Here is a 13,452-nt window from a genome sequence, read left to right as displayed (position 1 = left end):
CCTCGGTTTTTCCGGGCATGACCATAGATTTCGTGACACTGCTACATCAAAGCGACTCCCTGCTGCTGTTCGTGGTATTGGCCTTCGGCCTGCTGCTTGGCAAGGTGCGAATTGGCAACTTTCAGATTGGCAACACCATAGGTGTGCTGTTTACCGCCCTGCTGTTCGGCCAGATGGGCTTCGAATTTGCGGCCACCACTGAAAACGTCGGCTTTATGCTGTTCATCTTCTGTGTGGGGATCGAGGCGGGCCCTCACTTCTTCAGCGTCTTCCTGCGCGACGGCATCCACTACATCACCCTGACCCTGGTGATCTTGCTGACCGCCCTGCTGCTGACGGTGGGGCTGGCCAAGTTCTTCAATCTGGGGCCGGGCATGGCGGCGGGGATCCTGGCGGGTTCCCTCACCTCGACCCCGGCGCTGGTGGGTGCCCAGGATGCCTTGCGTAGCGGTCTGCTTAACTTGCCCCATCAAACCGATATGCAGGCGGTGCTCGACAACATGGGCATCGGCTACGCCCTGACCTATCTGGTGGGTCTGGTGGGCCTGATGCTGGTGGTGCGCTACCTCCCCTCACTGGCTCGCCTAGACCTCAATACCGAGGCGCAAAAAATCGCCCGTGAGCGGGGCCTCTCCGACAGCGACAGTCGCAAGACCTACCTGCCCATCATCCGCGCCTATCGGGTTGGCCCCGAACTGGCAGCCTGGATCGGTGGCCGTACCCTGCGCGAGACCGGCATCTACCCCCATACCGGTTGCTATGTAGAGCGGATCCGCCGCAACGGCATTCTGGCCAGTCCTGATGGCGATGCCGTCATTCAGGAAGGGGATGAGATCGCCCTGGTGGGTTATCCCGAGAGCCACGAGAAGCTGGACGTCAACTACCGCAACGGTAAAGAGGTGTTCGACCGCAACCTGCTTGACCTGCAGATCGTCACCGAAGAGATAGTGGTAAAGAATGACTCCGTGGTAGGCCGCCATCTGGTGGAGCTCAACCTGACCGAGAAGGGGTGCTTCCTCAACCGGGTGGTGCGCTCCCAGATCGAGATGCCGTTCGATCGCAACATCATGCTGCAAAAAGGCGACGTACTGCAGATCAGCGGCGAGAAGCAGCGGGTCAAACTGCTGGCCAACAAGATCGGCTTTATCAGCATCCACAGCCAGACCACAGATCTGGTGGCTTTCACCACCTTCTTCGTGCTGGGCCTGCTGATCGGCTCCGTTTCGCTGGTGTTCGGTCAGATCGAGTTTGGCCTCGGCAACGCCGTCGGCCTGCTGCTGGCGGGCATTCTGATGGGGTATCTGCGGGCCAACCACCCGACGGTCGGCTATGTGCCGCCCGGCGCGCTCAGATTGGCCAAGGATCTCGGTCTGGCGGTCTTTATGGTGAGCACGGGCCTGAAAGCCGGTGGCGGCATCCTCGACCACCTCAGCGAGGTGGGTACGGTAGTGCTCTTCTCCGGCATGCTGGTGACCACCTTGCCGGTGCTGGTCGGCTATCTGTTTGGGGTCTGGGTGCTCAAGATGAACCCGGCGCTGCTGCTCGGTGCTATCACAGGTGCCCGTACTTGTGCCCCGGCGATGGATGTGGTCAACGAGGCAGCCAACAGCTCCATTCCGGCGCTCGGTTATGCCGGTACCTATGCGGTGGCAAACGTGATGCTGACGCTGGCAGGCTCCTTTATCATCGGCTTCTGGTTCTAGCAGCCATCAAGTTACCGCTAACAAAGAAGGGAGCCTCAGGCTCCCTTCTTGCTATCTGCCTTTCTCCCAAGATGCGGAGCTGGCTCATTGGTGTGATCTCACCTGAAACCAACCATCTGCGCTGAACTCTGCCCCCTACCCTACAATGGTTGACGCTCTGCTCTGCTCTGCTCTGCTCTGCTCTGCTCTGCTCTGCTCTGCTCTGCTCTGCTCTGCTCTGCTCTGCTCTGCTCTGCTCTGCTCTGCTCTGCAATGAGTGATGGCAGATCACGGAAACAAAAAAAGCGCCCTGAGGCGCTTTTTTCATATCAACCGGATATCAGCCTTTGAACTTGCTGAACACCAGAGAGGCGTTGGTACCGCCAAAGCCGAAGCTGTTGGACATGACGGTATTGAGTTCGGCCGCTTCGTACTCGCGCACGATGGGCAGGCCTTCGGCTTTCTCGTCCAGGGTCACGATGTTGATGCTGGGGGCGATAAAGCCGTGTTCCATCATCAGCAGGGAGTAGACAGCCTCGTGCACGCCCGCAGCGCCCAGCGCATGACCGGTCATCGCCTTGGTGGCAGAGATCTTGGGACCGTTGGCGCCAAACAGAGTCTGGATGGCTTCGAGCTCTTTGGTATCACCGACCGGGGTGGAGGTGCCGTGGGTGTTGATGTAGTCAACCTTGCCAACACCTTGCATCGCCATCTTCATGCAACGCACCGCACCTTCACCGCTCGGCGCGACCATGTCATAGCCATCGGAAGTAGCACCGTAACCGGTCAGCTCGGCATAAATGTGAGCACCACGCGCCAGCGCATGTTCCAGCTCTTCGATCACCAGAATGCCGCCGCCACCGGAGATAACGAAACCGTCGCGGTTCGCATCATAGGTACGGGACGCTTTTTCCGGCGTGTCGTTGTACTTGGTGGAGAGCGCGCCCATGGCGTCAAACTGGATGGTAGAGGACCAGTCCAGCTCTTCACCGCCACCGGCGAAGACCACATCCTGTTTGCCAAGCTGGATCAGCTCAAGCGCGTGACCGATGCAATGAGCAGAGGTGGCGCAAGCTGAGCTGATGGAGTAGTTGACACCCTTGATCTGGAAAGGGGTCGCGAGGCAAGCAGAGGTGGTGGAAGACATGGTGCGTGGCACCATGTAAGGACCCACACGCTTGACCCCTTTCTCGCGGGCGATATCCACAGATTCCGAGGTGTTCTTGCCGGAGGCACCACCTGAACCGACCACCAGGCCGGTACGCTCGTTGGAGACCTGATCTTCCGCCAGACCGGCATCTTCAATGGCCTGCTGCATGGAGAGGTAGGCGTAGGCCGCAGCGTCACCCATGAAACGCATGACTTTACGGTCGATCAGTTCAGACGGATCGAGTTTGATGTTACCCCAGACACGGCTGCGCAGGTTGTGCTGCTCGAACTGCTCGGAATAGGTGATGCCGGATTTACCTGCTTTCAGGGAGGCCAGCACTTCTTCCTTGTTGTTGCCGATACTGGAGATGACGCCGATACCGGTGATCACTGCTCTTCTCATTAATTCATCTCGTCTGGAAAAACTGGCGCCAAGTCTACCCGCTTTCGGCTGCCAAACTGGTCTGCTTTCACGTAGAGCATAGAAATGGTGCCTTTATGGTTGAACTGTGAGTTTATCATGGTGACTTCTTGGTGTCAGCGTTAACACATATTCAGGGTTAAATCGCAAAGAAAGGCCACCCGCTAGGGCGACCCTTGATTGATTTACATCTGACAAGTGACAACAGCGTGACAACGACTGATTAAGGTGCTGTGCCCTCGGTAAAGGTGAACTCCCGAATCAGCGGCAATGCCACCTCAACAATGGAGCCATCCTCACGCTTGGCCTTGGTGAAACCTTCCATCAAAAGGTCAGCTACCGCCACAATCTCCAAAGCTGTGCTCTGTGTATCAGGCTTGCGAGTGACCATGCACTTGAACACCTCGCCATCCTCACGCTCACGAAAAGAGATGCAGATAGCCCGCTTTGGGGCAACGATAAGGCCGAACTCAAGGCCGTCAGGGTCGTTGTAGAGGGTGACCTCAGTACCAACAAAGTGATTCACACTGCTGACACCAGTACGGCGAGCCACTCGGGCAAACGCCTTGTGCAGTGCAGGGGTCATCAATACGGAAAAGTCCTCGATAGACTGACCCATGATGTCCAGAGCCTTTGTCGCTTTGTCTAGTGCGTCCTCAGCGGCTTCAACCTTGGGGTTAACACCTGCACCACCATTCAGTGTGACGGTCTCAGATACCATCAGGGCGGCTTTCTTCGGGGACTCTTTGACAGCTTTCACAATGGCGTTAGTTGTCTCGAAGTTCAAAGACTCAACCAAGCGCATAAACTCCTGATGAAGTGTCAGCTCGGTCAGTGTGCCATCAACCTCAGAATCACCACGCTCCAGCGCGAAGGACAACAGCAGGGCATCAGCAGCGGGCTTGGACACGATGCTCTCCCCTTGAAGGATGGTCAGCTTGCTTGGCATGGTGTTGTTGCTGTAGGGGTCTTTCATGTTCACGGTCACAGAGCGGTTCGTCAGGCTCGGGACAATGATGGGTGTCGGGGCGTCAGTATCGCGGTGGAAAGCAAAGAGCCCCTCACCTTCCATACCCATGCACTCTTTGTACTCAACACTGTTCATGATGCGATCGATACGGGATGCCAGCATCGAGATATAACTGGTCGATGGGCCTGCGTTGGTCACTTCCATGTTATGAGTTTGGCCATTCTCGGGGTTGGTATGAGACACGATGCCTGAGAAACATGGTTCGCTACCACGGTCGATGATTTGGATGTTGGTGGCGGCGATGTCATTCTTGGTGGTGTTCATTGCGGTTTGCATAAAAGGTTCCTCCTGTGTTTTGGTGGTAATTGCTCCTGTGCCAGTAACCTAGCTGTGGTGAAATGGCCCCGATTACAGGGCCAGAATGTTCAAACCTTCGGGGATATCCCTACGGCGACCAGATGAGGCTCGCTGCTGGCGAATCTCTGCGGCTACCTTCTCAGCTTGGGCCTTGCGTTCCGCTCGCTTGCGCTGGTCTTCTTTGATTTCCTCGGGGGTCGGGAACATAGCGCGGCGGCGTTCTTCATGCTCTCGGGCTTCTTGCTCAGCCTTCTGCTGGGCCTCTAGGCGCTCAATGAGGAAACGTTGAATCTTCGGGTGTCGCCATACCGGATAACGAGAGGGAACCCCAGCCCGTTCCATAGAGGCGACCAGAGCGGAAACAGACCAGCTATGCCCTATGAGTGATGGCAGGATGAAATGAGCAAGGTAATCAAGAGTGACCGTTTGACCAAGGAAAACAGCAGTGTTGTTATCAGCGTTGATTTCAATGTCATAAATATTGGTAACACTCATGCCATAACCTCCTTACCAGCTTCATTTGCTTCGCTTGCATTCTGATAGCTACGTGTCAGATGGACACAGCTCTCGAAACGTTCCCAGTTATATTCAGCGTCTTCGGCTGCCAGACGATGCTTTGCGATAATGAATGCCTGCTCCTGCCGACCACGCTCCTGAGCTGTAAAGCGAATGCCTCTGGCACCATTCATAATGCACTCAAGTTTATCGAAGACACTCAGGGAAATAGGGTCGCCCCGCTCCTCTAAAACATCTTGCTGCTTGCGAATAAGGCGGACTGTATGAATAAATTTAGGCTTCTCTCGGGAAGGCATTGGGTTTTTCAATAAGGTGGCCACTGGGGCAGTGTTCATATTGGTCATATAAAGATTCTCCTTAATTTTTGAATAGTGGTTGTTGTTGGTGGTGATGTGGGCGTAGCTCACGCTACTGGTGATTCGTAGATATGCCCCTGCCCTCCCAATTTAATGGGCGGCCTTATGGGGCTATTGGATTTGGATATTTAGATTCAACGGGCTGAAGATATAGCTAATTAAACTCGGGGAAGGGCGATTTAGATTTACTTGACCATCCCAGCAAGCCCCTTGCGTTGCAATTCGGTAATCAAACTCTCAGGCACATTGAAACGCTTGGCGACCACTTCTCGGATAGTCTTTTTCGCTGCATCAGAAGCAGTACCGAAGTAGTCCATTCGGTCAAGCTCATCAAGCATTCTTCTGGTCTGCCCTTCGATGTGAACAGCCAGCGCATTTTGTAATTCAGGCTTGAGGTTGGATTCAGCGACAGCCTTGGAGTACATGCCAGAGCGTCTGATTGATGGTAGAACCTCCTCGCAGACCCATTCCTCGAACTTCTCGGCAGTCTTGAGGCGTGACTTCATGATTAGGCGGTAAACGTCAGATTCAGGGATGAATACTGCATTTGGATTACCTGCGCAAATCGCGACGGTATTGTCTGATTGTCGTAGGTCTAAGGTAACTTGGCGTCTACAGTGTTTGAGCAGTGCGTCCCGTGTGTTCTTATACCCCAGAGCCTCAGCAACGTCCTTCCCACAGAACAACACAGCGTCATCCTCGGGTCGGTACATGGTTCTAATCTGCTTGTATCCGTCAAAGTGAAACACTTCGGATATTGGGTTATTAGCGGTGGTGATATTCATGATTGTCTTTTCTCCTATTGTAGATGCCCTCTTGTCAGGTCGCCTCCTGTCTCAGCCTCCAGCACCGAAACAACCAACGGTTAACCGGACAGGCAAGACAAGAAGGCACCGACAATAAGCGGCTGGATTAGATATACTGGATTGATGGTCTCGGCGATGAGACACTGGGTAGAATCGAGGGCGGGTACACAACAATAATCCACCAAGGTGATGCTCCTTCCCTCCTATAGTCAGGGTTTAATCGAGGTCACTCTAAATCAGGGCTTTCTTAGCATGATCCACCCCAGTAGGTTCCCATACTGAGGCGGAACTCTAGGCTAGACCATTAAGCTAGACCTTGAGATGGTCACTTAATGGAGACCATTGAGGCAGACACTGAGACCAGCCCACTAGGCTAGACCCTGAGATGGTCACTAGGCCTTATCTTAATGACCATCATTAACGTCTAACACTGAGCTAGGGTGATATTTATTATTACAATATCCATCCTTAACAATGAGAATGGTCATCATCAATCCCTATGGTCTTCACACTGAGTATTGTCTCAATGCTCACACTATAGGAAACATGATGTAATATCTCAAAGTTCATCTTAATGTTTTATCAAGGACTGGCCTGTAATCGTAGCCAATGGTCTCCATAATCGTAGTCTCCTACTTGCCAAGGTAATGACCCTAGCCATTGTCAATTCCTCTATGATGGGTGCCTGAGGCCCAAAGAGTACGTTAATGGTGAATCATTCTGCCTAGCCGAGTGCTACCTATAGAGAGTAGCTAATAGTCATCCCCAGAGACCCCGCCAAGGGCATCCTTTCAGACGTGCACAGTGTTAACCCAGAGATTGAGCAATGAGAGGTCGATAGGTTCTAACGACATGATGGCTCACTGGGTTCAGATGATGATTAGTGGATGAAAATAAATGTGATGGTGAGAGGTCTCTCTCCCTATAGTCAGGGTTTAATCACAATGGGCTAAAACCTTGATGGAGAGCACAGCCAAGAGCTTAACGTAAGGCCATTGAGTGGGTAGAATGACTCCCATACTGATTACTTAAACAACTAGAGGATTACGTTATATGTTTGCTCGATTCTGCGGCGCTTTGATTGTAACTGCATTATTAGGAACTGTATTGGTTAGTATCTTTAGTTACATTTGGACAGCGACCAGATATAACCCCTTAGAGGTCATTGGTGGTATATCGGCCATTTTTTGCGGGTTCGTTTATGCTGTTCATATCTATAACCATATAAAGTATGGGCACGACAAAAAGTAGGTATTAGGTGGCTATTGCAGCATACAGATAGGGAGACACATGGCCTCCCTTTTCACTGAACGTGATGCAAATCTACTTGTTCCAATGTCTCTTAACGGTAGCCAGTGAGATTCCCAGCTTGTCCGCTACCTTGCTCTGACTCAACCCTTCCCCTTTGGCTCTCTGAACGGCCTCAGTGGTGTCTACAGCAACGGGTCTACCCAGCGCCTTACCCTCTGCCTTAGCTCGTTGTAGCCCCTCCTGTGTACGCTCCCTGATGCGGTTACGTTCAAACTCAGCGAATGCCCCCATGAGTTGCAACATGAGCTTACCCTCTGGTGACGTTAGGTCTGACACTGGTAAATCAAGGGACACCACTTTGATTCCTCTCTCGGTCAGGCTGGTGATAGTGGTCTGCACATCAATGTTATCCCTACCCAATCTGTCCAACTTCAAGACAACCAAGGTATCACCGCTTTCCATACGCTCTAGCAGCTTCCTGAACTCAGGACGTGTACTGGCTTGGGTTGACCCCGATATGGTCTCAGTGACGACCCTGTGCGGCTCTACAGTGTATCCCCGCTTGGCAATCTCAAGGACTTGGTTCTCGGTGGCCTGCTCAACGGTAGACACTCGGCAGTAAGCGAAGGTGCGGGACATGATGCTTCAATCTCTCGGTGGTGGCATAAAGTGGTATCATCATAATCGCCGGTAGCAACTATGGTCAACGCCTATTTTGATGACACCAACAAATGACCCTACCCTCTGGTATCACCTAACGGTTGTTTGATGACACCACCTAAATGAGAATGGTTCGCACAGCTACGTGAAATCCCTAAGGCTGGCAAGGTGTAGACCCTGCTGATTTCACACAGAGACGCGCCTAACTGTATGAACTTGAAGGGTATACGGGGGTATTGCCGCTTCTGTTTACCATTACATGGGGTCTCAGATTTTTGTGGTGAATTTCTAATCAGGCCTCTCAGAGGCTTTAACCAAGGGTTCTATCGCTTCATGTAACTTCAACCATTCCCCCTTACGCGCCTCAATGGCTCCCGTGATGTAACGCTGCGTCACCTCTGAGCCTGCCACCGCTTGGGCGTGCCCCATGAACTGAGAGAGAAGCACGGGGTCTAAACCCAAAGTCGCCAAGGTGGTAGCCGCTGTGTGACGTAATCCATGAATGGTCAGGCCATCACCATTACTCATCTGGAAGGCTGCCCTCTCGGTCTTGCTGAGGTTCTCCAATGACCCACCACCACATAGCAGAGTGTCATCACTGGGCAGGGTCTCAAGGTATGCCTCGAACTCTGACAGGTTGAAACCATTCAGACCATCCACAAGCGGGAGCATTCTGTCAGATGCCTTTGATTTGGTTCCCTTGATATGGATACCCATCAATGAGCCTTCCCTCACTATGTCGCCTTTACGTAAGACTTCGGCTTCACCCTTCCGGCAACCAGTAGCGAGAGACAGCCAGAGCTGCCAATAGGCCCCTGAGCGTCTGACCTTGTTGGCCTCGGAGAGGTGCGGAGAGTTCATCTTGTCGGCTAACTTATCGGATACCTCGGTGATTGCCTCAGCGGGCCATGCTCGGTCTACCGCCTTGGATTCATCCTTAAGAGGCTTCAATCCGGTCAGGTGCTTAATGGCTTTCGTGAAGTCGAGCCCCTCGTCTTCCCCATAGACCTGCTCAACCTCTCGGAGTGCTTGGCATAGGTGTCTGAACACAAGGTTCACTGACCCAGCTTTCATACCCCCATCATCGTTAATCATCCCCTGTCGGGTTGTATCCAACGTGGAGCGCTTCAAGTCAGCAACGGGTAGAGACGCTAGGCCCAAGGCATTGAGCTTGGCTAGGGTGGTTTTGTATGCCCCTGCGGTGCTGGTCTTCCAGTCAGGGAGTCGGAGTTGTAAGAAGCGTTCAAAGACCTGACCCAGTGTTGGCCCTTGTTCGACCTGCAATTGCTCAGGGCTTGGGTCTCTGACTGCTCGTGGTGTTTCAACTGGGGTAGTTACATCAGGTTCAATCTCAGGGGCGACCTCTGTGATTAAGTCCAGCCAGTCCCTAGAGGTCTGACGCTGGGGGCCTCTCTGGGCTCTCTGTTCGCATTCAGCGATAACTGCAATGGCTCGGTCTTCACCGTAACCACGTGCCAAGAGAAGACGATTCAGCAGGGTCAGAGCGTCCCACTTATCGGAGACTGTGACGGCATAGGCTTTCATGATGGGTTTAACTCTCTCATTGATGAACTGACGCACCAGCTCTACATCTTCACCGCTGGGGATGGCCTGTGATGCTGACCACTTTGAACCGCATCGCATACGGATGAAGGACTTTCCGGTAGAGGAACGGCGGGTGGTAACGTCGATGGCTATTCGCTGAGGATTGGATTTCACGTAGAATGCCCGCGATTTTGTGACGCGAGCCGAGGAAAACGTGAGTCAAACATCCTTACATCATGCCCGATTGGACTGGAATGAAGCGGGAACTCCTGTCTCCAGTGACTTCGGGGATGTGTACTTTTCCAATGATAACGGTCTAAGTGAAACCCGCTACGTCTTTTTGCAGCAAAACCGGCTACCTGCGCGATTTTCGCACCACGATAGTGACAGTTTCGTGATAGGTGAAACAGGTTTCGGCACAGGCCTTAACTTTCTGGCGACAATGCAAGCCTTCCTGGAACAGGCGCCCCAATCCGGTAACGGCTCCCGTCTGCACTTCATCAGTTTCGAGAAATACCCCCTGACCCAAGACGATCTGCGCAAGGCGCTGGCCGCCTGGCCTGAACTTGGCCACTTGAGCCAGGATCTTGTCGCCCAATGGCCGCTGCCGGTCTCCGGTTGCCATCGGCTGCATTTTGCGGGTGGCCGCATTCGCCTCGATCTCTGGTTTGGCGACATCAAGGATATGCTGCCGCAGGTGCCTCACCGGGCAGAGGGGCTGGTGGATGCCTGGTATCTGGATGGTTTCTCCCCGGCCAAGAACCCGGAGATGTGGACACAGGAGCTGTTTGATGGTCTCGCTCGCCTCGCCCGTCCCGATTGCTCCATCGCCACCTTTACCTGTGCCGGTTTTGTCCGCCGCGGCCTGATTGCCGCCGGTTTTGCCATGAAGAAGGTGAAGGGCCACGGCAGCAAGCGGGAGATGCTGGTGGGGGATCGCACCGACAAGCAGCCGCAGCAGACCATCGCCCCCTGGTATGCCCGTCCTGCCGGACGCACTGGCGAGGTGGTGATCATCGGCGGCGGCATCGCCTCGGCCATGACGGCGCTCTCTCTGGTGGAGCGGGGTCGCAAGGTGACGTTGCTGTGTGCAGATAGCGAACCGGCCACCGGCGCCTCCGGCAACCGCCAGGGCGCGCTCTATCCCCTGCTCAACGGCGAGCACGATGCCCTGTCACGCTTCTATTCCCTCGCCTTTGGCTATGCCCGCCAACGGCTGCTGGCGTTGGCCGAACGCCATCCTATCGCTTTCGAATTGTGCGGAGTGACACAGCTCGGTTATGACGACAAATCGGCAGCCAAGTTGGCGAAAATGAGCCAGGGCCCCTTCCCGTCCGAACTGATGCATTCCCTCTCTACAGCAGAGGTAGAGCAGGTAGTCGGCCTGCCCTGTGGCCACAGCGGCGTCAGTTACCCGCTGGGGGGCTGGCTCTGTCCGGCCGATCTCACCCGCGCAGCTATCAAAGAAGCACAAGCCAGCGGCCTGCTGGAGGTCGTGTTCAACACCGAGGTAGTCGCTATTACTGAACTGGCCGATGGTTGGCAATTAGAGAGCCAGGATGGCCGCCACTGGCAGGCCCCCAATCTGGTGGTCGCTGCCGGTCACCAATTGCCAGCATTGCTCCCCTTTGCCGAGCTGCCGCTCTATCCGGTGCGCGGTCAGGTGAGCCATGTGCCGACCACGGCCAGCTTGCGTCAGCTCAGCACAGTGCTCTGCTACGATGGCTACCTCACGCCGATGCACAACGATCAACACTGCATCGGCGCCAGTTATGGCCGCAACCAGAGCAGCCTTGAATTTCGTGCCGAGGAGCAAATCCAGAATCAGGTGCGGCTGCAAGCCTGCCTACCGGAGCAAACCTGGCCCGCCGAGGTGGATGTGAGTGGCAACGAGGCGCGCGTGGGGGTGCGTTGTGCCAGTCGGGATCACCTGCCGGTGGTGGGGCCAGTGGCCAGATTGCAAGGTCTGGCGGATCACTACGCGCAGCTGCAGCATGATCAGCACAACGCCCAGCCGCTCCCCCTTCACCCCGGCCTCTATGTGCTGGGGGCGCTCGGCTCGCGGGGCCTCTGCTCGGCGCCGCTCTGTGGTGAGCTGCTCGCCAGCGAGATCTGCGGCGATCCGCTGCCGCTGGCCGCCGATCTGCTGGAAGCGCTCCACCCAGCCCGTTATTGGGTACGCAAGCTGCTCAAGGGCAAAGCGCTGGTCTAAACCGGACTCTGCAAACAAATAGAATGGCCGCCCATCGGGCGGCCATTCTATTTATCAAATCGTGCGATGCTGGATATTGCGTCTTGAGATAGCGCTCATTTGGGCCAGTGCACCCCGAGTTGTTCGCCGTAACCTGTCTGACGCTGGAATCCGTCGAGCCGTCCCTTGATCTTGTTCAGCTCGCCACTGCCCGCTGCCCACGCGGCATAGCGCAGCGCCTGGCAATCTGCATGACCGGCTAATCCCGCAATCGCACCGCCCACCTGATTGGCCCCTTGCAGCACCATCTCCTTGAAGCGGGATTCGTAGTCAAACATGCTGGAGAGCAGCCGCCCCCAGCGCTGACGGGCAGGATCGTTACTGTTCGCGCTCTGACGCCAGCGGGGCAGCAACACGGTAGCGTTGGTGGTCACCGTCACCCGGTTGAGCTGGCAGCGCCCCGGCAACTGCTCGGTATCCAGCTGCCAGTCCACCTGATAACTCGCCTTGCCGAGTACGGGCTTGCCATTCACCTTGGGAGCACTCTGGGCAATCGCCCGGGCAAGCTGCTCCGGACTGGTTGCATTGACCTCATAAAAACGGACATTGATGCGGGACTCTGGCACCACTTGCGGCCGGCTCGGCTGAGCCTGACTCATCAGGGGGAACAGCAACAACCCGACCCCCACTACTCCATAAACCTTGCTGACCATGCCAGACTACCTTCCTTGATTGCACGGGCGGAGTACCAACCTTGGTGAACCCCACCGCCACACAGATGACGGGTATAGCCTATGTGTGACGACGAGGCGGCGCAATACAATGATGCGCCCAGAAATCAGAGCACGCTCACAGGTTGCGTGAGCAGAGTATGGCACAAGGGCAAAACTGTATTTTTATTGAGCATGACGGCTGATGCGCTGCCAGTCGAGGTGATAGTTTTTTTCACATTGATGTCATGACCATCTATCTGAATAAAATGATCATTTTTAAGACGGTTGGCAAAAAAGTCCTGATCTGCCCCCTCATTGAGCCACAGCTCGCAAAGTCCCCGTTTTCCCTCTCTGGCATAGAATCTCGGGGTGACCAGCAGCGCAACCCCATCTACCCGGATGGCATGACGAGCCAGGCAGTTTGCTTCGGTGGTTTTGGATGTCAGCGCGGCAAAACGGGGTCTGTTCCCCTCGGCAACCACCAGTACGCCGTAAGAGTGAGGAGCCATGAGACGCCGCATAGCGACCGCCTGATGAGGACCGGTTTGATGAAAACCGTCATTGGTTACTGCAAACACGCAAGTAGGTGAAAATAGCATCGCAAGCAGGAAAAGAGAGCGTTTAATGCCTGAAAAATCACCAACCACCACATAAAAGCCTCAAAAGACAACCAAGGCTGGCAAGGGTAGGTAGCCAAACCCGCTGGGTAAAGTACCTTTACCTTTCTTTAATTCTGTTCATGGGGTTAAACGTTGATTTAGCTCACACAACATCCTGTTTCCAGTCGCCACTCTACCCCTATCGGAATAGACTCCCTCCACTCTCATCCAATCAG

Annotated in this window: 11 protein-coding genes; 2 read left to right on the top strand and 9 right to left on the bottom strand. The window is 54.6% G+C overall.

Annotated features, from left to right (window positions below):
- Positions 1 to 17: 17 nt before the first annotated feature.
- The gene (locus tag AB5Y90_RS09285) at positions 18 to 1,703 is read left to right on the top strand and encodes an aspartate:alanine antiporter (RefSeq protein WP_128815308.1); all 1,686 of its coding nucleotides are present in this window, start codon (positions 18 to 20) and stop codon (positions 1,701 to 1,703) included.
- Positions 1,704 to 2,022: 319 nt separating this feature from the next.
- Here AB5Y90_RS09285 and fabB read toward each other — a convergent pair whose 3' ends face one another.
- The 7 genes from fabB to AB5Y90_RS09250 form a co-directional block, all read right to left on the bottom strand.
- Positions 2,023 to 3,234 (bottom strand): beta-ketoacyl-ACP synthase I, encoded by a 1,212-nt coding sequence (gene fabB, locus AB5Y90_RS09280; protein ID WP_201941621.1) that lies wholly within the window; start codon positions 3,232 to 3,234, stop codon positions 2,023 to 2,025.
- A 241-nt stretch (positions 3,235 to 3,475) separates the two neighbouring features.
- Entirely contained in the window at positions 3,476 to 4,558 is a 1,083-nt protein-coding gene (locus AB5Y90_RS09275; RefSeq protein WP_368166837.1) for a hypothetical protein, read from the bottom strand.
- Positions 4,559 to 4,630: 72 nt separating this feature from the next.
- Entirely contained in the window at positions 4,631 to 5,074 is a 444-nt protein-coding gene (locus AB5Y90_RS09270; RefSeq protein ID WP_368166836.1) for a hypothetical protein, read from the bottom strand.
- Positions 5,071 to 5,502 carry a hypothetical protein gene (locus tag AB5Y90_RS09265; protein ID WP_368166835.1) on the bottom strand — a complete coding sequence of 144 codons (432 nt, stop codon included), beginning with the start codon at positions 5,500 to 5,502 and terminating at the stop codon, positions 5,071 to 5,073. Before AB5Y90_RS09265 ends, AB5Y90_RS09270 begins: the two co-directional genes overlap by 4 nt.
- Before the next feature lie 134 nt (positions 5,503 to 5,636).
- Positions 5,637 to 6,236 (bottom strand): Bro-N domain-containing protein, encoded by a 600-nt coding sequence (locus AB5Y90_RS09260; RefSeq protein WP_368166834.1) that lies wholly within the window; start codon positions 6,234 to 6,236, stop codon positions 5,637 to 5,639.
- A gap of 1,344 nt (positions 6,237 to 7,580) precedes the next feature.
- Positions 7,581 to 8,147 carry a recombinase family protein gene (locus tag AB5Y90_RS09255; RefSeq protein ID WP_368166833.1) on the bottom strand — a complete coding sequence of 189 codons (567 nt, stop codon included), beginning with the start codon at positions 8,145 to 8,147 and terminating at the stop codon, positions 7,581 to 7,583.
- Positions 8,148 to 8,456: 309 nt separating this feature from the next.
- Entirely contained in the window at positions 8,457 to 9,887 is a 1,431-nt protein-coding gene (locus AB5Y90_RS09250) for a tyrosine-type recombinase/integrase (RefSeq protein WP_368166832.1), read from the bottom strand.
- A gap of 19 nt (positions 9,888 to 9,906) precedes the next feature.
- Between AB5Y90_RS09250 and mnmC the strand changes: the two genes are divergently transcribed.
- Positions 9,907 to 11,925, top strand: coding sequence for a bifunctional tRNA (5-methylaminomethyl-2-thiouridine)(34)-methyltransferase MnmD/FAD-dependent 5-carboxymethylaminomethyl-2-thiouridine(34) oxidoreductase MnmC (gene mnmC / locus AB5Y90_RS09245; RefSeq protein ID WP_201941623.1), 2,019 nt, complete (start codon positions 9,907 to 9,909; stop codon positions 11,923 to 11,925).
- A 95-nt stretch (positions 11,926 to 12,020) separates the two neighbouring features.
- Here mnmC and AB5Y90_RS09240 read toward each other — a convergent pair whose 3' ends face one another.
- On the bottom strand, positions 12,021 to 12,617 hold the full coding sequence (locus AB5Y90_RS09240; protein WP_307894984.1) for a DUF922 domain-containing protein: 597 nt from the start codon (positions 12,615 to 12,617) through the stop codon (positions 12,021 to 12,023).
- Between the two features lie 125 nt (positions 12,618 to 12,742).
- Positions 12,743 to 13,267: a hypothetical protein gene (locus AB5Y90_RS09235; RefSeq protein ID WP_234917168.1), complete on the bottom strand. Its 525-nt coding sequence runs from the start codon at positions 13,265 to 13,267 to the stop codon at positions 12,743 to 12,745.
- Between the last annotated feature and the right edge of the window lie 185 nt (positions 13,268 to 13,452).

This window comes from Aeromonas sp. R4-1 (assembly GCF_040908325.1).
Taxonomy (GTDB): domain Bacteria; phylum Pseudomonadota; class Gammaproteobacteria; order Enterobacterales; family Aeromonadaceae; genus Aeromonas; species Aeromonas veronii.
This window is presented reverse-complemented; position numbering and strand designations above follow the sequence as displayed.

Excerpts from the sequence above, each read along its gene's own strand:
- fabB (WP_201941621.1), bottom strand. The coding sequence starts at position 3,234 with ATGAGAAGAGCAGTGATCACCGGTATCGGCGTCATCTCCAGTATCGGC.
- AB5Y90_RS09240 (WP_307894984.1), bottom strand. The coding sequence starts at position 12,617 with ATGGTCAGCAAGGTTTATGGAGTAGTGGGGGTCGGGTTGTTGCTGTTC.
- AB5Y90_RS09260 (WP_368166834.1), bottom strand. The coding sequence starts at position 6,236 with ATGAATATCACCACCGCTAATAACCCAATATCCGAAGTGTTTCACTTT.
- AB5Y90_RS09275 (WP_368166837.1), bottom strand. The coding sequence starts at position 4,558 with ATGCAAACCGCAATGAACACCACCAAGAATGACATCGCCGCCACCAAC.
- AB5Y90_RS09285 (WP_128815308.1), top strand. The coding sequence starts at position 18 with ATGACCATAGATTTCGTGACACTGCTACATCAAAGCGACTCCCTGCTG.
- AB5Y90_RS09270 (WP_368166836.1), bottom strand. The coding sequence starts at position 5,074 with ATGAGTGTTACCAATATTTATGACATTGAAATCAACGCTGATAACAAC.
- AB5Y90_RS09255 (WP_368166833.1), bottom strand. The coding sequence starts at position 8,147 with ATGTCCCGCACCTTCGCTTACTGCCGAGTGTCTACCGTTGAGCAGGCC.